Consider the following 24,842-nt stretch of genomic DNA (forward strand, 5'->3'; position numbering starts at 1 on the left):
AATAGGTGGATTGCTGCTGTTGTAATTTCGTATGTAAAAAATCGGCGGCCCCGCCGGTACCCGAGGTTCCGATGTCAGAGGGCCGCCGAATGCAAGCGCTGAGGCTGGCAGGTACCGGGATTACCGGACCTGCAGGGGGCCGGCGGTTTGCCGCAGGAGGGAACGCAGAAGCTCCGCATTGCGCTGCAAATGCTCCCCCTCCAGTAGCTCGGTATGCGTGCCGCTGCCCCGGTGGAAGGTGAAGGCTCCCTCCCCGGCAGCTTCCTTCCAGGCAGCGGTGACGGGGGAGCCTTCCGCTTCGAGCAGATGAACGGCTGCGCGCAGCGGGACCGTGTTCACGAGCCCGTTCAGGAAGCGCCGGTATCCGTTCATCCGCTCGGCCGCTTCCCGCCGGAGGGATGGCGCCGCGAGCAGGCCGCCGTACCGCTCTTCCGCAGCACGGAGCGCCTCCTCCGTCTCCCGGCGAAGCTGCTCTTCGGGGGTATGCACCGCTTCCGTCTTGCGCGGCGTATCCAGTAGGAACAGCGCACAGACCTCTTCTCCGCGGGCTTCCAGTAACGCGGCGACCTCATAAGCGAGATTGCCGCCCGCGGAATACCCAAGAAGCGTATAGGGACCTTGAGGCTGCATGCGCCGCACCCAGTCCGCGTACCGGGCGATCCGTTCTGCCGGGTCTTCCAGCGGATCGCCGGGATGAAAGTCAAACGCATACCAGGCATAGTCCGGCAGGGCGTCGGCGAGTCCCCGGTATTCGAAGCCGTAGCCTGCGACCGGCGGGAAGCAGAAGAGGCTGCCGAGCTCTCCGCCGTCGTTCAGCCGGGCAACGGGCTCTTCCACCGTCCCTCGCATCCGCTCCAGATTCTCCAGCTGCTCCGCCAGCGTCTCGATGCTGCGGCAGCGGAAGATCAGCGGCAGCGGCACCTCGGTGCCAAGCTCGGCGCGGATGCGGGCGGTGAGCCTTGCAGCGAGCAGCGAATGCCCGCCGATCGTGAAGAAGTCCGCCCGGATGTCCACGTGCTCCAGGCCGAGCAGCTCCCGCCAGATCGCAGCCAGCTTCCGTTCGGTGTCCGTTCTCGGTTCCTGCGGGATCGCTTCCAGCGCTGCCCCGATCTGCTCCAGCCGGCGGCGGTCGATCTTGCCGTTGGCCGAGAGAGGCATAGCCTCCAGCGCGATGACCTGTGCCGGAAGCATATACTCCGGCAGTGTCCGGGCCAGGTAGGCGCGTACTTCCGCCGCCGGGAGCCGGGGCTCCGAGACCAGGTAGACGCACAGCTGCGTGCCTCCCCCCGGGCCTGTCCGCGCGGCGGCGGCCGCTTCGCTGACGGCTTCATGCAGCAGCAGCCGCTGCTCGATCTCGCCCAGCTCGATCCGGTAGCCCCGCACCTTGACCTGGTGGTCTTTGCGGCCGAGGAACTCCAGGTTCCCGTCTTCCTGCAGCCGGCCGAAGTCCCCGGTCCGGTACATGAGCCCAGCGGCGGAACCGGCGGGAGCGAACGGGTCCGGCACGAAGGCCGCCGCCGTCCGGCCGGGATCGTTCATATAGCCGTCCGCGACCCCGATGCCCCCGATGCACAGCTCGCCCGTGATGCCGGCCGGCACCGGACGCCCGTAAGGATCGAGCACGTAGTAGCGGGTGTTGGCGATCGGCTTCCCGTAGGGGATGCTGATCTGATCTTCCCGGCTCCCGCGGATCGGATAGTGGTTGGACCAGACGGCCGCTTCCGTAGCGCCGCCGAGACCGACCACCTGGACCTGCGGGCAGAAGCGGGCGACCCGTTCGTGGAGGTTGACGGGAATCCAGTCCCCGCTCAGGAAGGCGAGGCGCAGGTCGTGCTGCCTGCGCTCCTCGCCGGCCTCCTCCAGCGACTGGACGAGAAACCCTAGCGTCGTGGGAACCGAATCCCAGAACGTAATGCGCTGCTCCCGGAGCAGCCTCCACAGCTCGGCCGGGTCCCGGATGTCCCCGTTCTCCGCGATCACCACGGTCCCCCCGGCCGCCAGCATCCCGAGCAGGTCGTACACCGAGAGATCGAAGCACAGCGAGGTTACCCAGAGCAGCCGGTCCTCCGTTCCGACACCGTAGGCTTCGTTCACCCAGTGAATCAGATTCACGGCGGAACGGTGCAGGATGCGGACGCCCTTGGGCTGGCCGGTGGAGCCGGATGTGTAGATCACATAAGCGAGGTCGTCCGGGCTGCGGTCCTCGTCAGGGATCCGTAAGGGGTTGGCGGTGGAAGCGATGTCCGGCAGACCTCCGGGACCGCGATCCATCCGGATCACCGGCAGTCCTTCCGTGTCAAACACCGGCGGAACCTCCGTCAGAACGGCGGCGGATTCCGAGTGCCGGACCAGGTAGGCCTGCCGTTCAGGCGGGTAGTCCGGATCGACCGGGACATAAGCAGCCCCGGCCATCAGGATGCCCAGCAGGCCCGCCGCCGCGCCGATGCCGCGTCCGGCCACGAGTGCCACCCGCCGGCCTCGCCCGATCCCTGCCGCCTGCAGCGCCTGTGCCCAGGCACCGGCCTGCCGGGCGAGCTCGCCGTAGCTCACCTTCCGCTCTCCATGAACGAGCGCCGTGCGCCCGGGGCCCTCCTCCGCCCGGGCAAGGAACAAGCCGTCCAGTGTCATATCATGCGGATAGCCGGAGGCGGTATCGTTGAATGCATAGACAGTCGTCTGCAGCTCCGCCGGTGTCAGAATGTCCAGGGAGTCCAGCCCGGCCTCCGGATGGGCGGCGACGCCTTCGAGCAGGCGCAGCAGATGGCCTTCGATCCGTTCGATATCCGTGTCCCGGTATACATGGGCGTTATACGTGAACTGAATCGTCAGCCCGTTCTCCGGCAGCACCATCAGCGTAAAATCGTAATTCGTCTGCTCGTACAACTCCACGTTCCGGAGCAGGAGCCCGGAGGAAGCCTCCTCCTCGCCCGTCTCATTCCGGTTCAACGGAAAATTCTCATAGACGAACAAGTGGGAGATCAGCCCGGCTCCCCGGCCTCCCTTCATTTCGGCGAGCGGGAACCAATCGTACGGTGCGGAGGCCGCGATGGCGGAAGCCGCCTGGCTCAGCAGCTCGTGGAAGGCCATCCCGGGCTCCGGCCGGAGCCGGACCGGAATCGTGTTGATGAAGAGGCCGACCATCGATTCGACGCCGGGCAGCTCGGCAGGCCGTCCGGATACCACCGTACCGAAGACCACATCGGTGGTATGGTTGTACTTGGCGAGCAGCAGCGCCCAGACGGATTGGAGCAGCTGATTCATCGTGGCTCCACATCCCGCCGCGGTCCCCTCCAGCTGCCGAAGCACATCTGAATCCAGGACGAACCGGCGGCTGCGCAGCAGATACGCCGGTTCCCCGCCGCCGGATGCCGGTCTTCCGCCGGGAGCAGGGACGACCGTCTGTTCCTCACAGCCGGCGAGCACCTCTTCCCAGTAAGCGGCCGCCTGGTCTTTGTCCCTGATCTCCAGCCATTCGATGAACCGGTGGTAAGGTGCGGCCGGCGGCAGCGCGGCAGACCGTCCGCTGACGGCGGCATCATACAGGGCCTGGAATTCACCCAGCAGGATGCCGATGCACCAGCCGTCCATAAGGATATGATGATGGCTCCAGACCACCTCGAAGGCGCTCTCCCCCGTCGCGAAGACGGCGAAGCGCATGAGCCGGCCCCCGGCAGGATCAAAGCCGGCCGCCCGGTCCGCCCTGCGGAATTCTTCGAGCCGCAGCTTCTGTTCCTCCGGATTCAGTCGGCGCCAATCCTCGAAAGTCACCGGGACGCTGCTTTGGTCCAGGACGGCTTGAAGGGGAACGCCTTCGGCATTGTGACGGAACACCGTCCGCAGGATGTCGTGGCGTGCGGTGATTCCCTGTACGGCCTCCTGGAACGCCGGCATGTCCAGCGGACCTTGGAAAGAAAGCGTGAGCTGTTCGAAGTAGGCCGCCGAGTCCGGTTGGAGCCGGGCGTGGAACACCAGTCCCGCCTGCAGCGGGGACAGCGGGTAGATCCGCTCGATGTCCGGCACCGGGGAAGCAGGCTCTTCGCCGCCAAGGCTGACCAGGCTTTCGCTGCGCTGCCGCAGCTCCTCCCGCCAGCTCTGCAGCTCCCGGATCGACAGGCGGGTGCATCCGAGATCGGAAGGCGTGCGTACGGCGTCCGATTGGGCCAGGCAGTGATCCGCCAGCTGCAGGAGCTCCGACCGGAAGGCTTCGGCGAAGCGCCGCACCGCGCCTGTCTCCAGGTCTCCGGGCATGAAGCCGAAGCTGAACTGCAGCTTCCCGTCCGACATCCAGCCGCTGACCATCAGCCGGTTCAGCGGACCGGCGGCCGGGGCGATCGGGTCCCCCGAAAAGTCCGAAAGCGGGGAGACCGTAAAGCCCTGGGCCCCCTCCGGGGCGGAGGAGCCGCCGAAGTCGCCGAGATAGTTGAAGGAGATCTCGGGCCTGCTCCCGAAGTGCAGTCCCCTGCGCCGTTCTTCCGGAGTCAGGTAACGGAGCATCCCGTAACCGATCCCTTTGTTCGGCACACGGCGCAGCGTCTCTTTGACCTCCATCAGACACGCTCCGGCGGGAAGATCAGCCGGAAGCCGCAGGACCACCGGATACACGGAAGTGAACCAGCCGACGGTGCGGGAGACCGGCTGCTCCTCAACAAGCGGTTCCCGTCCGTGCCCTTCCCATTCGATGGAGGCGACGGGACTGCCGGTCCATTCGTTCAGCGCCCGCGCAAGGGCCGTGAGCAGCACATCGTTGATCTCCGTCCGGTAAGCCCTGTGGCAGTCGGCGGCAATGCGCCGGGAGTCTTCCGGGGCCAACCCGATCGTGATCGAGTCCCCCCGTTCCCCGAATGCCGCTTCCTGCGCCGCCGGAAGCCGGCCGGCTTCCCGTGACAGGTGCTCCACCTTTGACCAATATGGGATTTCGCGGAGGAGCTTCGGAGACGAAGCATACGCCTCCACTCTCTCGGCCCAGGTTCGCCACGACAAGGTCTTCGCCGGCAGGCGGATGTCGTTCCCGAGTACGGCCTGTTCGTAAGCCGTCCCGAAGTCTTCGAGCAGAATGCGCCAGGAGACGGCATCGACCACCAGATGATGAATGGTGATCAGCAGATGGTCGCCTTCCGCGGTACGGAAAAGACCCAGCGCGATCAGCGGCCCCTCGCTCAGATGGTGGCCGGCCTGGAGTCTGCGGCACTCTTCTTCGATGCGGTGCTGCGGTTCCGGCTCCGAGCGCAGATCATGCGATTCGAGCCGGAATGCCCGGCCCTGCGCCGCTTCCATGCTGCGGTTCCACTGGATGGCGCGGCCATCTTCCTCGCGGAAGATGATCCGCAGGGCATCATGATGCCCGGTCAGCGCTGTCCAGACCTTATGCAGCACCTGCTCGTCGAACCCCTGCCTGCGGTACAGCATGACCGATTGATTCCAGTGGTGGCGGTCCTGGAAGCCCTGCTCCCAGAACCACCGCTGGATCGCAGTCAAGGGCACCTCGCCTTCCACCGGCTCCTGCGGCAGCTCGGCCTCCAGCGGGCGCACCCTTGGGGCGAGCCCGGCAATGGTTCCGTGGCGGAACAGCTCCTTCATCTCCAGCCGGTACCCTTCGCCGTGCAGGCGGGCGGTCATTTGAATGCCTTTGATCGAGTCGCCGCCGAGCTCAAAGAACGGATCGTGAACCCCTACCGGCCCGCAGCCGAGAACTTCCTCCCAGATGCGCGCCAGGATGGCTTCCATCGGCGTTCTCGGCGGGGCGAAGGCGGCTTCGGCTCTTCGCTCCGTGCTGCGGGCCAGCGCCCGGCGGTCCACCTTGCCGTTCACGGTCAGGGGCAGCTTCTCCAGCTGGACGATCCGGGCGGGAACCATATAGCCCGGCAGGGTCCGGGAGAGCTCCTCCCGGAGTGCCGCTTCCGCCAGTTCGACGGGCGCACAGAGGAAGGCCCAAAGCTCCCGGCCGCCGCCGGGAAGCTCTGCCGCGACGACCGCCGCTTCCCGGATCGAGGGATGCTGCAGCAGCCGGCTCTCGATCTCGCCGAGCTCGATGCGGTAGCCGCGGATTTTGACCTGGGTATCGATTCGTCCCAGGAATTCCAGGCTTCCGTCCGGTCTGCGTTTCACGAGGTCGCCCGTCCGGTACATCCGCCCGCCAGCAACGAACGGGTCGGGGACGAAGGCCGCACCGGTCAGCTCCGGCGCACGCCAGTAGCCCCGCGCCAGTCCGTCGCCGGCGAGGCAGAGCTCGCCGGGAACGCCGTCCGGCTGCAGACGGACGTAAGGATCGAGCACGTAAGCTCTCACACGGTCGATCGGGGCTCCGATCCCAATCTGCGCTTCCTGGCGCTCAACAAGGCCGCTCGTGGAGACGACGGTATTTTCGGTCGGGCCGTAATTGTTATGGAGCTGATAGGGCTGCGGGCGGTACTGCTTCAGCTGGTCCCCTCCCGTAAGGAGAATGCGCAGCCGGGAGGGCGCCTCTCCCTCCATGAACCGCTCGCAGAGCTGCGTGGGCAGGAACGACACCGTAATGCCTTCCCGCTCGTAATAAGCACGGAGCCGGTCCATCTCCAGCCTGTATCCGGCAGGCACGATATGCAGTGAGGCGCCGCAGAGCAGTGCGGGGAACAGCTCCCACACGGCGGCGTCAAAGCCGAAGCCGGCATACAGCGTACAGCGGTCATCGGCGGTAAGGCCGAAGCGGCGGACGTGCCACTGAACCAGATGGACTACACTGCGGTGTTCCACCATGACGCCCTTGGGCCGCCCGGTCGAGCCGGAGGTATAGATCAAATAAACGAGGCCGCCCGGGTCGGCGAAGGTGTCGGATCGGTCCGGGGCAAAAGCTTCCAGCTCGCGTCGTCCCCATTGGTGCTTCTTTTTGGGAAGGGGGCGCCGTTCCGGAAGGTCTGTGTCTGTGTCTCCGTCGGTCCGGCCGCTATTCTCCCCTGCCGCCGCTCTCTTATCGATGGTAATGAGCACATCGTAGCGGAAGCGGGTCAGCTCGTTCTCGATGGTGCCGAGTTTGGCCGAGAACTGCAGTCCCTTCACCTCGGGAAGATCCGCAGCCCAATCCTCGAAAAATCCGCGGGAGAGGAACAGCTCCGAACCGAAATCCAGCTTCGTATGCGCCTCGGGGTGTGCACGCTTGTACTCTCTTAGCGACTCCAGCAGCTCCGCCTTGCTGTCCTGGTCCATGACGTCGCCGATGAACAGCAGCCCCTGCTCCTTCAGCAGTCCCGACGCCAAGGCGAGCACCCTGCGGAGGTAATGGTGGCCGTGAAACACCTGCACGACGCTGTTGAGGATGATCAGGTCAAAATCGCGCTCCTCCACCTCATCGATCCGGTGGGCCGGCAGGCACTGCAGCCGGATGTTGGCCTGACCTTCCCTGGAGGCCCGCTCCCGGTCCTTCTCGATGATGACCCGCGACAGATCGGTCCCATAGTACAGACCCACATGCGGGGCGATCCGGAACATGGAGATGCCTGACGCGCAGCCGATCTCCAGCACCCGCATGCCCGGGTGCAGGCGGGGAAGAAGCTTCCGGAGCACGTTCTCGCCGTACTCGTCCATCTCCTCGCGCGAGAGCGGCTCCCGGGTGTAGCTGCTCGTCCAGCCCCCGCCCGTAATGTCATCCGTCGCCTGTTCGCCGACCTGCTGCCACAGCTCCTCCGCCATCAGGTCGTTGTGTTCCCCTTCCGTCTCGGCGTATACCTCATGGCTGTCGAGGCAGAGATACGTGCGGAAGGACGGGCACTCCCACTGCAGCCGGTTCAGCAGGGCAAGCTGGGCGCGGTCCGTCATCACCATGCCCGCCTGCGAGTCATCCAGCAAGCTGCGGATGCGCTCGGCCGGCAGCTCGGGATCGAGCGGAACGTAGGGCGCACCGGCCTTCAGCACGCCCAGAATGGCGGCAATCCGGTAAGGCGACGCGTTGAGCATGACGGCCACCGGACGCTCCTGCCCTGCGTCATGACAGCTCCGCAGCAGAGCCGCAATCCGGTTGGCTTCCTCCTCGAGCTGCCGGTACGTCCAGACATCGCTTCCGCAGAGAACGGCCGTCTTGTCCGGCGTCCGGTCCGCCTGATCCTCGAACAGGGCATGCAGCGTCCGGTCCTCCGCAACAGGCTCTAACCGGTGAGTGAGCAGCCTCTTCCGCTCGTCTTGCGTGATCAGTTCGATCTCGTGCATGGGGCGGTCCGGCTGCCCGGCCGCTTCATCGATCACCCGGAGCAGATGCCGGCTGAACCGTTCCATGGTGGAACGGTCGAACAGATCCGTGCTGAATTCCAGCTGAAAACGGATCTCCTCCCCCCGCTCCCAGACAAAGAGAGTCAGGTCGAATTTCGAGGTTCCGCCAGTAAACGGCACGGCTTCGACCGTCAGATTCCCGAGCTTGAGGTCCGGCAGGTCCATGTTCTGCACGACGAAAGCCGCGTCGAACAAGGGGCTGCGCCCCGGCTCCCGATGCAGTCCGCTCCGCCGGGCGAGCTCCTCGAACGGGTACTCCTGGTGCGCGTAGGCTTCCAGCGAGAGGCTGCGGACTTCGGCGAGATACTCACGGAAGGTCTTTCCGCCGGCCGGGCTGCTGCGGAGAACGAGCATGTTGACGAACATGCCGATCATCTTCTCGGTGTCGCTGTGCGTCCGTCCCGCCGTCCCGGTGCCGATGACGAGGTCTTCGGTGCCCGAGTAACGGGCCAGCAGCTTCTTGAAGCCGGCGAGGAGCACCATCTGCAGCGTGGCTCCTTCCTCGGAGGCCAGCTTCCGCACCGAGGCGGCCGTCTTCCCGGGCAGCTCGAACAAGAGCTGATCGCCGGCAAAGCTCTGCACAGACGGCCGCGGACGGTCGGCTGGCAGGTGGAGCAGCGGCCAGTCCGGCTTCACCCGCTCCAGCCAGTACGCCTCCTGCTTCCGGCTGCGCTGTGCCCCTTCGCCGGTCTGCTCCCATACTGCATAGTCCTTGTATTGGATGGAGAGTTCAGGCAGCGGGCGGCCGTCATACAGCTCCCCCAGCTCCCGGACGAGGACGCCGAGCGAGGTTCCGTCCGCCGCGATATGGTGAATATTGATGAAGAGCAGGCTGATCTCCTCTTCCAGCTTAGCCAGCCCGACCTGGGGCAGGCAGGGCCGGGAGAGGTCAAAGGGCCGGTTGAACGAGGCCAGGATCTCTTCCCGGCTGCGGCTGCGTCCGTCAACCTTCTCGATCCGGAAGTCGAAGGTATCGTGCACCTGCTGCACCGGTTCGCCGTCTACCGTGTGAAACGAGGTGCGCAGCGGTTCATGGCGGCGGATCAGCTCTGTGAATGCGGCTTCCAGCCGCGGTTCATCCAGTCTTCCGCGGAGGGACAGCACGACCGGAATGTTATAGGAAATGCCGCTGCCCTCCAGCCGGTCCAGCACATACATCCTTTTCTGTGCGGAGGACACGGGATAAGAGGTCTGCGCAGGTACGGGAGGGATCGGCGCCCGACCCGGAAGGGTCGAAGGCTCGGCGGCGTCAATATAAGCGGCCAGCCGCTCGACCGTCGGTTCCCCGAACAGCACCTTCATCGGGACATCGACCCCGTACCGCTGATGGATGCGCGAGAGCAGGGTCATCGCCTTCAGGGAATGCCCGCCCTGCTCCAGGAAGGAATCGCGGATGCCGACGGGCCCGGTCTCCAGCAGCTCCTCCCACAGCATGACCAGCTCCCTCTCCGTGTCTGTTCTTGGAGCCAGGTAGGCGGCAATGTCCCGGCGGGAGAGAGAAACATCCGGTACGGCTGACAGCAGCGCGGCTTCGTCCACCTTGCCGTTCACCGTGAGCGGAATCGCATCCACCCGGATGAGCTGTGACGGCATCATGGCATACGGCAGCAATTCCGCCAGCCGGCTCTGCAGCGAGAGCTCCCCGGCTTCTTGCGGCGCAGTATAGAAGCCCAGCAGCTCCAAGCCGCTGCCGCTCTCACTGTCCCCGTGCAGCTCCCGCCTCACAACCACGGCGGCCTCCCCTACGCCCGGCATCTGCCGCAGGACCGCCTCCACTTCCCCCGGCTCCACGCGGTGCCCCCGGATCTTGACCTGCCGGTCCAGCCGGCCGAGGTAGGCGAGCGTCCCGTCCGGCCGCCAGCGGGCCCGGTCGCCCGTGCGGTACATCCGTCCGCCCGGGCGGAACGGATCGTCCAGGAACCGGGCTTCGGTCTCCGCAGGCAGGTTCCGGTAACCCCGCGCCACGCCGTCGCCCCCGACGTACAGCTCGCCCGGCACTCCGGGCGGGAGCAGCCGGCCGTCCGGTCCCAGGATATAGGCCGTGGAGTTGGAGACCGGCCGGCCGATCGGAATCGGAGCCTCAAGGCCGCTATCCGTGCCTGCCTCCCCTTCATGAGATCGGCCGCCAGGGTTTGTCCCGCTGCCAAGCCTCCCTGCTCCACCGATCCAACTTTCGATCCGGTGAACGGCGGAGAAGGTCGTATTTTCCGTCGGGCCGTAACCGTTATAGAGGGTCAGTCCCGGGCAGGCGGCCTGTACCCGCCGCACCGCCCGCGGAGACAGCACATCGCCTCCGGCAATGAGATGGCGCACGCCTTCAAAGAGTCCCGGATGCTCGGCGGCCAGCAGGTGGAACAGCGGTGCGGTTAACCACATGACGCTGATCCGCTGCCGGGCCACAAAATCTTTCAGGCGCTCCGCCTTCAGCAGCGTCTCCCTGCCGACGGGCACCAGCGCAGCGCCGTTCAGCAGCGCTCCGAAGATCTCGAAGGTGCCCGCGTCAAAGCCTGCAGCGCCCGTCTGAGCGAACCGTTCGCCGGGGCCGAACGGCAGATAGTCCGCCCCCTGCACCAGCCGGATCACATTCCGGTGTTGGACCATGACGCCCTTCGGCCGGCCGGTCGTCCCTGAGGTGTACATGATGTACGCCAGGCTTGCAGGGCCTGCGGAGCATTGGGGCTCCGGTACCTCGTCATCCACTGTGCCGTCATCCACCGTGCCGTTATCCAAGGCGAGGATGCTGCCGGTGTATCCGTCCGGCGGCTCCAGCTCCGGTGCGGACAGCAGCATCCGCACGCCGCTGTCCTCGAGCAGGAAGCGCAGACGCTCCGCCGGCAGCTCGGGGTCGAGCGGCACATAGGCGCCGCCGGCTTTGAGCACGCCGAGCAAGGCTGCGGCCATCGCGGGACTCCGGCCGGCCAGCACGCCGACCGGCTCTTCCGGCTCCAGACCGAGCGCCAGCAGGCGGAGTGCGAGCCGGTTGGCCCGCGCATTCAGCTCGCGGTAGGTCCACCGCACCGTTCCGTCGTCCACAGCGACGGCGCCGGGGGTCCGGTGCGCCTGCTCCGTGAACAAGCTGCCGATGCAGCGGCCCGAGGGATAAGGCGAGGAGGTATCGTTATAGGTGTGCAGCAGGAGGTGCTCGCTTTCTTCGGTAAGCAGCTTCCAGGAGCTCATGGGCGCATCCGGCCGGGCCAATCCCTCCCGGTACAGCTGCAGCAGATGAGCTCCCGCCTGGGCGAGAGATCCCTCAAGATATCGGCCTGCGGGACTGTGAAGGGTGAGCCGAAGCTGTTCCCGGTCCCGGCGGAAGGAGAAGATCAGGTCCGCAGGAAGCCCGTCCGCCGTCCCCAGCCCATGGAAACCCTCGAGCCGTACGACCGTTCCCCATGACGGGGAAGGTTCCGTCCCGCCATAAGCCGTGTTCAGCAGCCGGCTGAGCTCCGCCTCCGGGATGCCGGCATGACGCTCGGCCTCGGAGACGGTATGCCGCAGCGCTTCGAGCAGCTTCCGGTAGCTCTGATCTTGCTCCTGCCGGAGTCTCAGGGGGAGCAGCCTGCCGGAGCCGTGAGTCCCCTCTTCCGCTGGCAGAGGCATGGCCAGAAGGATCTCGCTCTCCCCGGTGTACAAGCTCATTAGAGCCTGGACGCCGGCAAGGAGAAGAAGATACAAGGCCGCGTCACTTCCCCGGCTTGCCTGCTCCAGCCTCGCACTCAGCTCTCCCGGCACGGCGGCCTGCCAGCGGGACCCGCCGGAGAGAGCGGCCTGCGCTCCGGAGTCCGGGGGAAGTGCCGTTCTTATCAGCGGGGGCTGCAGCACCCTTTTCCAGTACCGGGTCACCTCCCGCTGCCCTCCGAGGGTTATCATCGTCTCTTGGGTGGTCTGCTCACGATTCACTTGCATCCTCCTGTCTGGTTCAACGCCAGTTGCTTTACAGCTGAAATTCGATGGTTCCGGCAAAAGCCTTCGCCTGTGCTCCTCTGTCTTCAGGGGACCCGCAGCCGGGAGAGAACGGAAGGTCTCTCAGCAGGGTGCCCCGGTGCTCCGGCAGCAGCTCCAGCAGCGCGGTGAAGGACTCCGCCCACGTCCGGACGGTCTCCCGGTCGAACAGCGCCCGGGCATACTCCCAGCGGAACCGCAGGGTGCCTCCGCCCTCTGCGGACTCCGTCTCCGACGCTTCAAGCATGAGGTCGAATTTGGCGGCCGGCTGCTCGAACGGATGGGGTGCCAGGGCCAGCTCTCCGCAGGATGCGGGGAGATTCCCCTGCTGCCGCAGCGCGAATACCGTGTCAAAGACGGGATGGCGGCCTGCCTGCGTGCGGTCCCCGTACGTCTCGGCGAGCTTCTCGAACGGATAATCCCCGTGCTCGAATGCCCTCACAGCTTCTTCCTTCACGGATCTGAGGAAGTCTTCCACCGTGAGCTCTCCCGGCAGTTCGGTCCGCAGCACCACGGTGCCGACGAACATCCCGATGAGCGGAGCCCAATCGGAAGTCCGCCCCGCGACCGGCGTACCGATCAGGATCTCCTCCTGCCGGCAGAGGGTGCTGAGGAAGAGGGAATACGCGCCGAGGAGGACCATATACAGCGTAAGTCCGCTCTCGGCTGCAAGTCTTCGGATGCCGTCCGCGACACCCGCCTCGGCTTCCGCCACGCAGCTCTCCCCAAGGTAGCTCCGAAGGGGTGGACGGGGCCGGTCCGTCGGCAGCTCGAGCGGGAGCCAAGGACGCGACAGCCTGTCGTGCCAGTAGGCTTCGGACTCTCGATACCGCGGCCCTAAGGCCTGCTCCCTCTGCCAGAGGGCGTAATCGCCGTATTGGAGCGGCAGCGGCGGCAGTTCCTTGCCTTCATAGAACGCAAGAACTTCACGGATCAGCACATCCATGGAGGCCCCGTCCGATACGATATGATGAATGTCGAACAAAAGCAGGTGTCTGTCCGCTCCAAGCCGGAGCAGCTGCGCCCGCAGCAGCGGGGCGTGCGTCAGTTCGAAGCTTCGGATGAAGTCCCTGATCTCTCCTGTGACCTCATCTTCCGCCGCCTCTCTGACATCGAGCCTAAAGTCCGCCTGCGGGAGCACCCGCAGGACAGGCTCTCCCCCGCTGATCTCGAAGGTCGTCCGCAGCACTTCATGCCGCCGGATGACCGCTTGAAAAGCCGCTTCGAGCCGGGGAATGTCCAGCACGCCGCTTAACTCCAGCGCTCCGGGCATATTGTAGCTGAGCCCGGCTCCCGCCGCATGATGCTGCAGATAGATGCGCCGCTGTGCAGCGGACAGCGGGTACGTCTCCCTCCGCTCCGCTCTGCGGACCTGCGGGCTGAAGCTTCCCCGCTTCGCTTCGACTGCCTCTGCCAGCTGCTCGATGGTCGGGCTGCGGAAGATATCGCTGAGCGTCAGCTCCGCCCCGTAGCCCGTCCGGATGCGGGCGAGCAGCTCGGCAGCCTTCAGGGAATGCCCGCCGCGTTCGAAGAACGAATCGCGGATGCCAAGGCGTCCGCCCCCGAGCAGCTCTTCCCAAACCTCCGCCAGCTCCCGCTGGATCGCCGTCTGCGGCGCGGTATAGGCCGGTTCTTCCAGTTCTTCCGGAACCAGAGCGGCCAGCGCCTTACGGTCGATCTTTCCGTTCGGGGTCAGCGGCATAGTGCCTATCCCGATCAGGCGGGCGGGCACCAGGGAGGCCGGCAGCCTTGCCGCCAGACGCTCCCTCAGGCCGGCCGGCGTCAGACCTTCTTCCCCCGAGTAATAGGCCCACAGCTCGTGGCCTCCGTGTTCATCCGGCCGCACCGCGACAGCCCCTTCCCGGACCCCGGTGACGCTGCGCAGGACAGCCTCCACTTCCTCGGGCTCGACCCGCTGTCCGCGGATTTTGACCTGGCGGTCCATCCGCCCCAGATACTCGAGCGTGCCGTCCTCCCTCCAGCGGGCCCGGTCGCCCGTCCGGTACATGCGTCCGCCCGGTAGGAAAGGGTCGGCCGTAAAGCGTGCGGCCGTCTCCTCGGGAAGCCGCCAGTATCCTCTTGCCACACCGTCTCCGCCGACAACGAGCTCCCCGGGCACGCCCGACGGAAGCAGCCGGCCGTCCCGGCCCAGCACATATACCGCAGAGTTCGCAATCGGCCGGCCGATCGGGATGGAGGGCAGTGCGCTTTCATGTGCCGGCTCAGCTTCCCCGCTGCCGATCCCTTCAATCCGGTGCACGGCCGAGAAGGTCGTATTCTCCGTCGGCCCGTAGCCGTTATGGAGCGTCAGCTCCGGGCATGCCTCCTGCACCCGCCGGATCAGTCCGGGCGACAGCACATCGCCTCCGGCGACCACATGCCGCGCGCCCCGCAGCAGACCGGGATTCTCTCTGGCGTGCCGGTGCAGCAGCGGTGCGGTCAACCAGAGCACGTCTATCCTGGAATCGATCAGGAATTCTTCGAGCCGGGATGCGGACAGCAGGGTCTCCTTCGGCACGGGATGCAGCGAGCCGCCATTGAGCAGCGCGCCGAACAGCTCGAAGGTGCTCGCGTCGAAGCTGACGGCTCCGGTCATGGCAAACCGCCGTCCCGGGCCGAACGGCACGTAGTCCGTCCCCCGGACCAGCCGGATCACATTCCGGTGCGTCACCATAACGCCTTTGGGCCGCCCGGTTGTGCCGGAGGTGTACATGAGGTATGCCAGACTCTCCGGTCCGGGGACCGGAACCGGTTCGGGGACCGGAACCGGTTCGGGGCCCTCCTCCTCCTCCGCTTCTTCCAGGCAATCCGGCCACAGGTGCTCATCCAGGAGAAGATGCACGGCCTCCGGTACCAGGTCTGTCAAACGACAGGCCTCCTCCGGGCCGCACAGGATCACGCGGGCGCCGCTGTCCTCCAGCATGACCCGCAGCCGCTCCGCCGGATATTCCGGGTCGAGCGGGACATAGGCGCCTCCCGCTTGGAGCACGCCCAGCACGGCGGCAGCCATCAGCGCGGAACGCCCGCACAGCAAGCCGACAGGCTCTTCGGGCCGGAGGCCGAGCGCCTGCAGCCGGCGGGCGAGCCGGACGGCCCGGCGGTTCAGCTGGCGGTAGGTCCAGCCCACGGCTCCGTCCTGCACGGCGAGGGCGTCCGGTGCGGCCGTGGCCTGTTCGGCGAACAGCTCGGGGATGGAGGCTTCACGGGGATAGGCTGATGCCCTTCCCGCATAAACCTCGAGCAGCAGCCGCCGGTCCTCCGCAGTGACCGGCGTAAGCTCGGAAAGAGCCCTTCCTTCCTCTCCGGCGGCAATCGTCTCCAGTATGCGTACATATTCGTCGGCCAGGCGCTGCACCGTTTCTCTGCGAAACAGAGCTGTCCGGTATTCGAGCGAGAATTCGACGGCCTCGTCCGTCTCCACCGCTTCCAGGGACAGATCGAACTTCGCAGCCGGGAACTCGAAAGGCTCCGGCCTCCCGGTCACTTCCCCGAGCTGCAGCTGGGTTCGGAACATGTTCTGCAGCGAAAATACTGTATCAAACAGAGGGTGACGACCCGGATTGCGTCTGGCGCCAAGGAGCTCTACCAGCTCCTCGAACGGATAATCCTGATGCTCCTGCGCCCGCAGCACCCGTTCCTTGAGCTGCGCCAAGTATCCTCCGAAGGTGAGATCCGGCGAAGGAAGGCAGCGGAGCACCACCGTATTGACGAACATGCCGACGGTCTCCTGCAGCTCCGAGTGGGTTCTGCCGGCGAGCGGGGTCCCGATCCAGACCTCCTCTTCCCCTGCATAACGGGAGAGCAGCAGACTGTAAGCTGCGAGCAGCACGAGGTAGACGGTCGTTCCCGTCCGGGCCGCCAGGGAGCTGACGCTCTCCGCCAAGCCGGAGGTGATGCCGAACCGGATCCGGCTGCCCTCCAAATCCATCAGGGCGGGGCGGGGAAAATCCGCCGGCAGCTGCAGCTCCGGCGCATCGCCTTCCAGCTCGCGGAGCCAGAACCGCTCGAGCTCCCCTCTGCGCCGTTGATCTGATTTTTCCTTGAGCCATACGGCATAATCTTTATACTGGACGGGCAGCGGAGCCAGCGCGTCTCCTCCATAAGCCGCCGCCATATCCCGCATCAGGATGCTCATCGACACCCCGTCCGAGATGATATGGTGCATATCGACCAGCAGGTACCTTTCGAGACCTCCGCTTTCGGCTTCGATCGAACCGGCTTCCGCCGAAGTCGAAGCCCCCGTTCCGTCAGCTACGCCTGCGCGATGAACCGTAAGCAGCCGGACCCGCAGCAGCGGGGCATCCGTCAAGTCGAACGGCCGGATGAACCCCGTGAAGGCTCTCTCCCGGGCTTTACTGCCGTGTACCTCCAAAGTCTCCATCCGGCAGCACGCCTCCGCATGGATGCGCTGCATAGGCACCCCGTTCGTCAGCTCGAACGAAGTTCTCAGCGATTCGTGCCGGCGGATGACGGCATCCAGCGCCTGCTGCAGCCGAACGGGATCCAGCGCTCCTTCGAGGCGCCACACGGCCGGCATGTTGTAGGCCGAATTGCCGCTTTTCCACTGGTGAAGCAGATACATTCTCGCCTGGGCGGGAGACAGCTCGTAGCGCTCCTGCGGCGGTGCCGGCGGGATCGGCTCCTGTCCGGTCCGTTCGGCTCCGTCCAGGTAGCGGGCGAGGTCCGCAATCGTCGGCGTCTCGAACACTACCCGCAGCGGCACTCTTACGCCGAACTGCTGTTCCATCCGCGAGAGCAGCACCGTAGCCTTGAGCGAATGGCCGCCCTGCTCGAAGAAGCTGTCCCGGACGCTCAGGCGCCGGGTGCCCAGGAGATCCCGCCAGATGCGCAGCAGCGCGCTCTCCGTAGCCGTCAGCGGCTGTCCGCTTCCGTCATCTCCGCTCTCTGCGGTCTTCTCCGGCAGCGCCCTGCGGTCGATCTTGCCGCCCGCCGTGAGCGGCATGCGTTCGAGCTGTACCAGCCGGGCGGGAACCATGTATCCCGGCAGCAGGCGTTCGAGCCGCATGTGCAGCTCTTCGATATCGAGGAGCCGCTCCGAGGTCACATAGCCCCACAGCTCGGCCTCGCCTTCCGAATCGGTCCGCACCACCACGGCGGCTTCCCGCACCTCCCCGGTCTGGAGCAGCACGGCTTCCACCTCGCCCGGTTCGATCCGGTGTCCGCGTACCTTCAACTGCCGGTCCATCCTCCCCATGTAGGCGAGTGTTCCGTCCGGCAATCTTCTGGCCCGGTCTCCGGTCCGGTAGACCCGGCCGCCGGGCCGGAACGGATCGCCGGTGAATTTCTCGGCCGTCCGCTCTGGTGAACCCAGATAGCCCCGTCCGACTCCGTCGCCGCCGACCCACAGCTCGCCCGGCACGCCGACCGGCAGCTCCCGGCCTTCGGGCGATACGACGTATGCCGTCGAATTGCCGATCGGCCGGCCGATCGGAATTGCTTCCTGCCCCCCATGGCGGATCCGATGGCAGGTGGAGAACGTCGTATTCTCCGTCGGCCCGTAGCCATTCCACAGCTTCAGGTGCGGGCAGGCTTCAAGAACCGACTGCACATGCCTCGGGGAGAGCACGTCGCCGCCGACGATCAGCTCGCGCAGGCTGCCGAACAAGCCGGGGTCCTGCTCCGCCAGCCGGTTGAATAACGGGGAGGTCAGCCACATGACCGTAATGCCCCCGGAGCGTAGCCACTTTCGCAAGAGCACGGCATCCAGCAGGGTTTCCTTGTCCGCCGGCAGCAGGGTCCCTCCGTTCAGCAGTGCGCCGAAGATCTCGAAGGTGCTCGCATCAAACGAGATCGCGCCCGTTTGGGCGATCCGGTCGCTGGCCCGAAGGGCGGCATAGCCCTCGGCCTTGGCCAGCCGGACGACGCTGCGGTGCTCGATCATCACGCCTTTGGGCTGGCCGGTCGTCCCTGAGGTATACATGACATACGCCAGACTGTCGGACTGGATCGGCAGGTTCACCGGTTCCGCAGGAAAGCGTGCGATATCGGTCCGGCTGAGCTGCAGCTTGCGGCGTGCCCCCTGCGGCTTGGCTTCGTTGTCCCCGCTAACCGCCATCGTACTCCCTGCAGGAAGGATCGTCAGTATGGCGTCGAAGCGGAAGCGGGTAAGCTCGTTTTCGACCGTATGGATCTTGGAGCTGAACCGCACACCCGCCATCCGATCAGAAGCGGCCGCTTCGTCCTCCAGGAAGCCCCGGGAGACGAACAGCTCCTCCGAGAAATCAAGCTTGGTCCCGGCCTCCGGGTGAAGCGCCTTGTACTCGGCCAGCGAACGGTGCAGCTCATCCTTCAGATCGTGGTCCATCAGATCGCCGAGGAACAGAAGTCCTCCTCTCGGCATGTGGTTGACGGCTTCGCGGATCACGCTGCGGAGATAGTTGTGTCCGTGGAAGGCCTGGATGACCGAGTTGATGATGACGATGTCAAAATCGCTCTCCTCAATCGCCCCGATCTCATGGGCGGGCAGCGCCTGCAGGCGGATGTTATCCAGTCCCAGGTCCCTGGCCGTCGCGCGGTCCTTCTCGATGATGACACGGGAGAGGTCCGTCCCGTAATACAAGCCGGCGAGCGGAGCAAGGCGGAACATCGTGATGCCCGATGCGCAGCCGATCTCGAGAATCCGGGTGTCTGCGGTGACATAGGGCTTCAGCTTGAGCAGGACGTTGTCGCCGTACTCGTCCATCTCCTTGCGGCTGAGATGCCCGCCCGTATAGCTGTTCACCCAGCCGCCGCCTTCAATGTCGTCCTCCGCCTTGGCACCGACGTATTCCCACAGCGAGGCATCCATGAGTTCATTGCGCTCGCGTTCCGCCTCTTCCCTCACCGCATCGGTGTCCAATCCCACGAAGACGTGCAGCTGCGGGCACTCCCACTGCAGATTATTCATGAGTTTGACGTAGGCCCGGCTGGTCAGGATGTTCCGGACGCCCGCATCGCTGATGATCTGCCGGAGGCGCGCCTGCGGCCAGTCGGCATCCAGGGGCACATAGGCCCCGCCGGCCTTCAGAATGCCCAGGATGGCGGGAATGCGGCCGTCGAGCTGCTCGATCATCACGCCGACCGGTTCTTCCCGGCGGATGCCGAAGCCGTGAACGAGATACTGTGCGATCCGGTTGGCCTCCGCATCCAACTCAAGATAGGTCAAGCGGCGTTCCCCATAGACAACCGCTTCTCTGTCCGGGTACGCACGAACCGTCTCTTCGAACAGCCCCGCAATCGAGGCGTCCCTCGGGTAGGCATGGAACGTGTCGTTATACGATCTCAGCGCCTCCCTCTCTCCGGGCAGTGTCAAATCAATTTCGGCCAGCAGCCTATCCGGTGCTTCCGAGAGGACCCGGGCGAGATGCGTGAACCGCCGGTTCAGCAGCTCGATGCTCTCCCGCCGGAACAGCGCCCTGCTGTATTCGGAGAGCAGGCGCAGCCCCTGATCCGGCCCGAGCTCCCAAGCGTACAGCGTCAGATCGAACTTGGACGTGGTATAGCCGAAATCGTAAGGCTCCGCCCCGATGCCGGGAAGGGCCAGAGGCGGCATGTCCATATTCTGCAGTACAAAGGCCGCGTCGAACAGCGGATGCCGGCTGGCATCCCGGGCGATGCCCAGGCTGTCCACCAGCGCATCGAAGGGGTAATCGCCATGCTGGAAGGCCTGCAGAGCCGTATCTCTCACCTCGCCGATCAGCTGGCGGAACGACTTGGACGCCTGCGGCCGGGTACGCAGCGCGAGCATATTAACGAACATGCCAAGGATGCCGTGCGTATCCGGATGGGGACGCGATGCCGAGCCGGTGCCGAGGATGAGGTCCTCCTGGCCGCAAACCCGCCCCAGCAGGGCCGAATACAGCGAGAGCAGCACCGTATACAGCGTGGTTCCCGCTTCCTGTGCCAGCCGCCGCAGATTCCGGGTGACTCCGGCTTCGAGTTCAAAGCGCAGCTGCTCTCCCTCGAAGCGCTGCACTCCGGGTCTCGGGAAGTCGGCCGGCAGCTCCAGGAGCGGCAGTTCGCCGCCCAGCGTCTCTCTCCAGTAGGCCTCCTGGCGCTGCAGCTCCCCGCCGTCCTGCATCCGCTTCTGCCAGACAGCGAAGTCCTTGTACTGGATCCGCCCGGCCGGCAGCTCCCGGCCGGCATAGATCTCGCTGAATTCCCGGATAAGGATGCCAAGCGACGTACCGTCGATGACAATGTGGTGGATATCCAGGAAGAGCACGTGCTTCTCTTCACCCAGCCGGATAAGTTCGGCCCGCATCAGCGGGAGGCTCGTCAGATCAAACGGGCGGACCCGCTCGCCGATCCTCTTCCCGAGCTCCGTCTCCATGCCCTCGGACACCCCGATCTCCAGGACATATGGCGGATGAATCCGCTGCACCATTTGCTCGTTTACCGTATGGAAGGTTGTCCGGAGAATCTCATGCCGTTCGATCAGCCGCTCGAACGCGTGACGGACCCGCTGCAGGTCAAGGGAACCCGTCAGCCGGATGGCTACCGGGATGTTGTAGGCGGTGCCAGCGTCTTCCATGCGGTCTATCAGCAGCATGCGCGTCTGGGCGGAGGAGACGGGATAATCCCCTTCCTCCCCGGCCTGCGGTATGGGTGGAAGCTCCATGCGTTCCCCCTCCCCGCCCAGAGCGGTCATGCCGGCTACCGTGGGGGAGGTGAACAGCTGCTGCAGCGTCAGCTTGATCCCGAACTGCTTCTGGACTCGGGAGAGCAGCCTGGCGGCCTTCAGCGAATGCCCGCCCAGCTCGAAGAAGCTGTCATGAATGCCGACCCGTTCGACCTCGAGCACTTCCGCCCACAGCCGGCAGAGCGCTTCTTCGGCGGCGGACCGGGGGGCCGCATACGCCTCACAGTCCGCTGCTGCACCGGGTGCAGGCACCGGCAGCGCCGACCTGTCGGTCTTGCCGTTAGCCGTCCGGGGAATCCGTTCCACGGCAATGATCCGGGAAGGCAGCATGTAATCGGGAAGCGCCTCCGCCAGGGAAGCGCGCAGCCCGGAGGCCTCCCCTCCCGCCTGCAGGACAACGTAGGCCAGAAGCTCAGGGCCATCCGAGCGCCGCACTACAGCCGCCGCCGCTTCCTTCACCTGCGGGTGAAGGAGCAGCCGGTGTTCGAGCTCCCCGAACTCGATGCGGTGCCCGCGGATCTTCACCTGGCCGTCGCTGCGGCCGATATACTCGAGCTCCCCGCCCGGCAGCCGCCGGACCAGATCGCCGGACCGGTAGAGCCGCGCTCCGGAACGGTAAGGGTCCGCTACGAACCGTTCGGCGGTCAGCGCCTCTCTGCCGAGGTACCCTCTGGCTACTCCGTCTCCGCCGACATACAGCTCGCCGACGGCGCCTTCAGGCACCAGCCGGCCCCGGCTGTCGAGCACATAGCAGTACAAGGTGGGGATCGGACGGCCGATCACGCTCAGGCTCCGGTCCATTTCCTTCTCCGTGATCTCCTTGTACGTGACATGGACGGTAGTTTCCGTGATCCCGTACATGTTGATCAGCCGCACCTGCGGGTGCCGCCGCTTCCAGCTCTTGAGCTGCACGGGCTGCAGGGCTTCGCCGCCAAAAATGACATAGCGGAGGGACAGGTCCCGCCGCCTCTCCTCCTCACAGGCTTCCTGAGCCAAGGCATAGAAGGCCGCCGGCGTCTGGTTCAGCACGGTGACCCTCTCCCGCTCGAGCAGGGCCAGGAACTCCGCCGGCTGCTGCGCGGTCTCCTTCGGCACGAGGACCATCGATGCACCGTACAGCAGGGCGCCGAACATCTCCCACACCGAGAAGTCGAAGCAGAAGGAATGGAACACCGTCCAGACATCTTGCTCGTTGAAGTCGAAGGGGTGCCGGTCGTTCACAAGCAGGCTCACAGCCTGCCGGTGCTCGACCATCACGCCCTTGGGCGTCCCTGTCGTGCCCGATGTATAGATGATATAAGCAAGGCTGCCGGAGGTGCTGAACGGCGGAAGATTCTCCCCATCCTGTGCCGGCATGCCGGCAGGAGCGATCTGCAGCCCTTGGACTGCCCGGCCCGCCTGTGTGACCAGTTCTCCTTCCATCGGCTGAGAATTATCCAGCCCCGCACTATAATCTGGGTTTTGTTCGCTCTCTGTTCCTTCCCCCAGGAAGAACACCGATTCAACCGTGTCCGGGAGCGCGCTGTCCGTCGCTCGGCCGAAGGCTTCCTTCCAAGCCGCTGCGGTCGATAGCAGCAGCCGGGCTCCGCAGTCCTGCAGCATGTAACGAATCCGCTCCGCCGGATACGCGGGATCGACGGGAACGTAGGCACCGCCGGCCTTGAGCACGGCAAGAATGGCCGTCACGGTCTCTATCGTACGGCCGAGCAGCAGGCAGACGGGCTCGTCCGCAGCGACGCCATGCTCGCGCAGGCGGCGTGCGAGCCGGTTGGCCCGCTGGTTCAGCTCGCCGTACGCAATCCGTTCCGTGCCGCTGACGACGGCCGTTCTCTCGGGGGCCTCCGCTGCCCGGGATTCGAAGAGCGCATGCAGCGTCGCCTCTTCCGGATAGCGGGCCTTATCGAACTCAACTCCGCACCCGCCAAGAAGATCAGCCTTCTCCTCTTCCTCCATCCACTCGAGCTCACTAGCCGGGACATGCGGCTGTTCGGCCGCCGACTTCGCCAGCCGGCAGAGGCGCCGCAGCAGGCGTCCGATCACCGCCTCTTCGAACCGGCTGCGCCGGTAAAAGATTTGGATCGTGATCTTCTCACCCGGCAGAATGTTCACATGCAGGTCATAATGCGTCTGTTCGCACCAGTCGGCACGGACAATGCGGTAGCCTGCCTCTCCGCCGCCGGAGAGCGCTTCACGGTCCAGCGGATAGTTCTCAAAGGCAATGACATGGTCGACCGGATGGCCGGCTCCCTCCGTCTTCAGCTCAGCCAGCGAATAGGCCTCATGCGGTACGGCTTCCAATGATGCGGCGTGCCGCTCCCGCAGAAGCTGAGCGAACGGGCGGTCCGTCCCGCGGACCCGGACGGGTACCGTATTGATGAACAGCCCGACCGCTTCATCGATGCCCGGCGCACCTCCGCTCCGCCCTGACACGACCGAACCGAAGACCACATCGTCCGTTCCGCCGTAACGAAGCAGCAAAATGCCCCACAGCGTATGAAAAACAGAGCTAAGCGAGACGCCTTCCGTGCGGGCAAGATTCTGCAAATCTGCGGTCAGGCCTGCACCGAGCTCGCACGACTGCCGGCCCGGTGCGCCTTCCGCCGGCTCCGTCATGCCAGGGGGACGGCTCAAACGAACCGTTGCCGGCAGGCAGTCGGCGGGTTCATAGCCTTGGAGAACCGTGGACCAGTAGGCGGCGGACTCGGCAGTGTCGAGCGAGGCGAGATGCTGAAGATGCCGGCCATAGGAAGGTGAACGAAGCGAAGCCGCTGGGAAGTCCTCTCCTTGGAGAAGCCGGGTATACCCCTGGAACAAATCTTGAAGAAGAATGGCGAGGGACCAGCCGTCCAGCAGGACATGGTGGAAAGCGAGGATGATCGTACAGCGTGAGGGATGATGTTCAAATACGGTCATGCGAAACGGCGTTTCCTTCGTCGGCTGGAAGCCTTCCGCCCGCTCCCGCTCCCGGTACCCGTGAATAAAGGCTTCCCGCCCGGCCTCATTCAGATGAGACAGCGTTTCCCAGCGGATCGCAGCCCTGCGGTGCTTGAGTACGATCTGCAGCGGCTTGTCCACGCCCGCGGTTCTGAATACGGTCCGCAGGACATCATGCCTGTCGATCATCCGCTGATAGCTCGCCAGCAGCAGGTCCCGGTTCAGTCCCCCTTCCACCTCCAGCGTCATCTGCTGAATATAGTCCCCAGTGCCGATCCCCCACTGCGTATGAAACAGCATGCCTTCCTGCAGGGGAGTCAGCCCGTAAATATTTTGAATCTCCAGTTGGTTCGCCATGCGCTCTTGTCCCACTCCCGGTCTCAAAGGTTATGAACAGGGACTGCTTACCCCGTATACTGCATTTCCCGTCCCTTGCGTGCCTCCAGCTCGGCCACCCTGGCTTCCAGCTGCCGGATCTGCGCCAGAAGCTGTCCCATCTGGTCTTGAACCGGATCCGGCATGCGGATCTGGTCCATGTCCGCCGATGGCGCCCCGGTCCATTTCTTGCCCACGATCCTGCCGGGGATGCCGACGACCGTGCTGTACGGAGGCACTTCCTTCAGGACGACCGAACCGGCCCCGATCTTCGCATAGTCCCCGACGCGGAACGGCCCGAGAATTTTGGCCCCTGCGCTGATCAGCACGTGATTGCCGATGGTAGGGTGGCGTTTGCCCGTATCCTTGCCCGTTCCGCCTAACGTCGCCCCCTGGAATATCGTGACATCGGTCCCGATCTCCACGGTTTCTCCGATGACAATGCCGCACCTGTGATCAATAAACAGGCCTTCCCCGATCTTCGCGGCCGGATGGATCTCCACTTGAGTCAGGAACCGGTTGAACGAAGCCAGCATCCGGGCCAGCAGCTTGAAGCCGCGCTGATGAAGCTGATGGGACACCCTGTATAAAAGAACAGCATGAAACCCCGGATAGCACAGGATCACTTCGATCGCATGCCTCGCGGCCGGGTCCCGGTGGAGTACGGCATTCAGGTCACGCTTCACCATTCGAAACATAGTTCTCTCCCGTTCTATAT

Annotated in this window: 3 protein-coding genes and 3 pseudogenes; all 6 read right to left on the bottom strand. The window is 65.2% G+C overall.

Features of this window, described 5'->3' with window-relative positions:
- Positions 1 to 120: 120 nt before the first annotated feature.
- Complete coding sequence (locus tag PM3016_RS19345) at positions 121 to 12,132, bottom strand: non-ribosomal peptide synthetase (RefSeq protein ID WP_014370612.1); 12,012 nt, start codon at positions 12,130 to 12,132, stop codon at positions 121 to 123.
- A gap of 34 nt (positions 12,133 to 12,166) precedes the next feature.
- The gene (locus tag PM3016_RS41585; protein WP_476638829.1) at positions 12,167 to 17,137 is read right to left on the bottom strand and encodes an amino acid adenylation domain-containing protein; all 4,971 of its coding nucleotides are present in this window, start codon (positions 17,135 to 17,137) and stop codon (positions 12,167 to 12,169) included.
- A pseudogene (locus PM3016_RS41590) lies at positions 17,126 to 18,133 on the bottom strand (amino acid adenylation domain-containing protein); the annotation flags it as partial. The pseudogene PM3016_RS41590 and the gene PM3016_RS41585, both read right to left, overlap by 12 nt.
- A gap of 327 nt (positions 18,134 to 18,460) precedes the next feature.
- Positions 18,461 to 22,768 (bottom strand): annotated as a pseudogene (locus PM3016_RS41595) (class I SAM-dependent methyltransferase); the annotation flags it as partial.
- Positions 22,751 to 24,106 (bottom strand): annotated as a pseudogene (locus PM3016_RS41600) (condensation domain-containing protein); the annotation flags it as partial. The pseudogenes PM3016_RS41595 and PM3016_RS41600, both read right to left, overlap by 18 nt.
- A 47-nt stretch (positions 24,107 to 24,153) precedes the next feature.
- Positions 24,154 to 24,840, bottom strand: coding sequence for a serine O-acetyltransferase (cysE, locus tag PM3016_RS19355; protein WP_274380027.1), 687 nt, complete (start codon positions 24,838 to 24,840; stop codon positions 24,154 to 24,156).
- Positions 24,841 to 24,842: the final 2 nt, after the last annotated feature.

Source organism: Paenibacillus mucilaginosus 3016 (assembly GCF_000250655.1).
In the GTDB taxonomy this organism is placed as follows: Bacteria; Bacillota; Bacilli; order Paenibacillales; family NBRC-103111; genus Paenibacillus_G; species Paenibacillus_G mucilaginosus.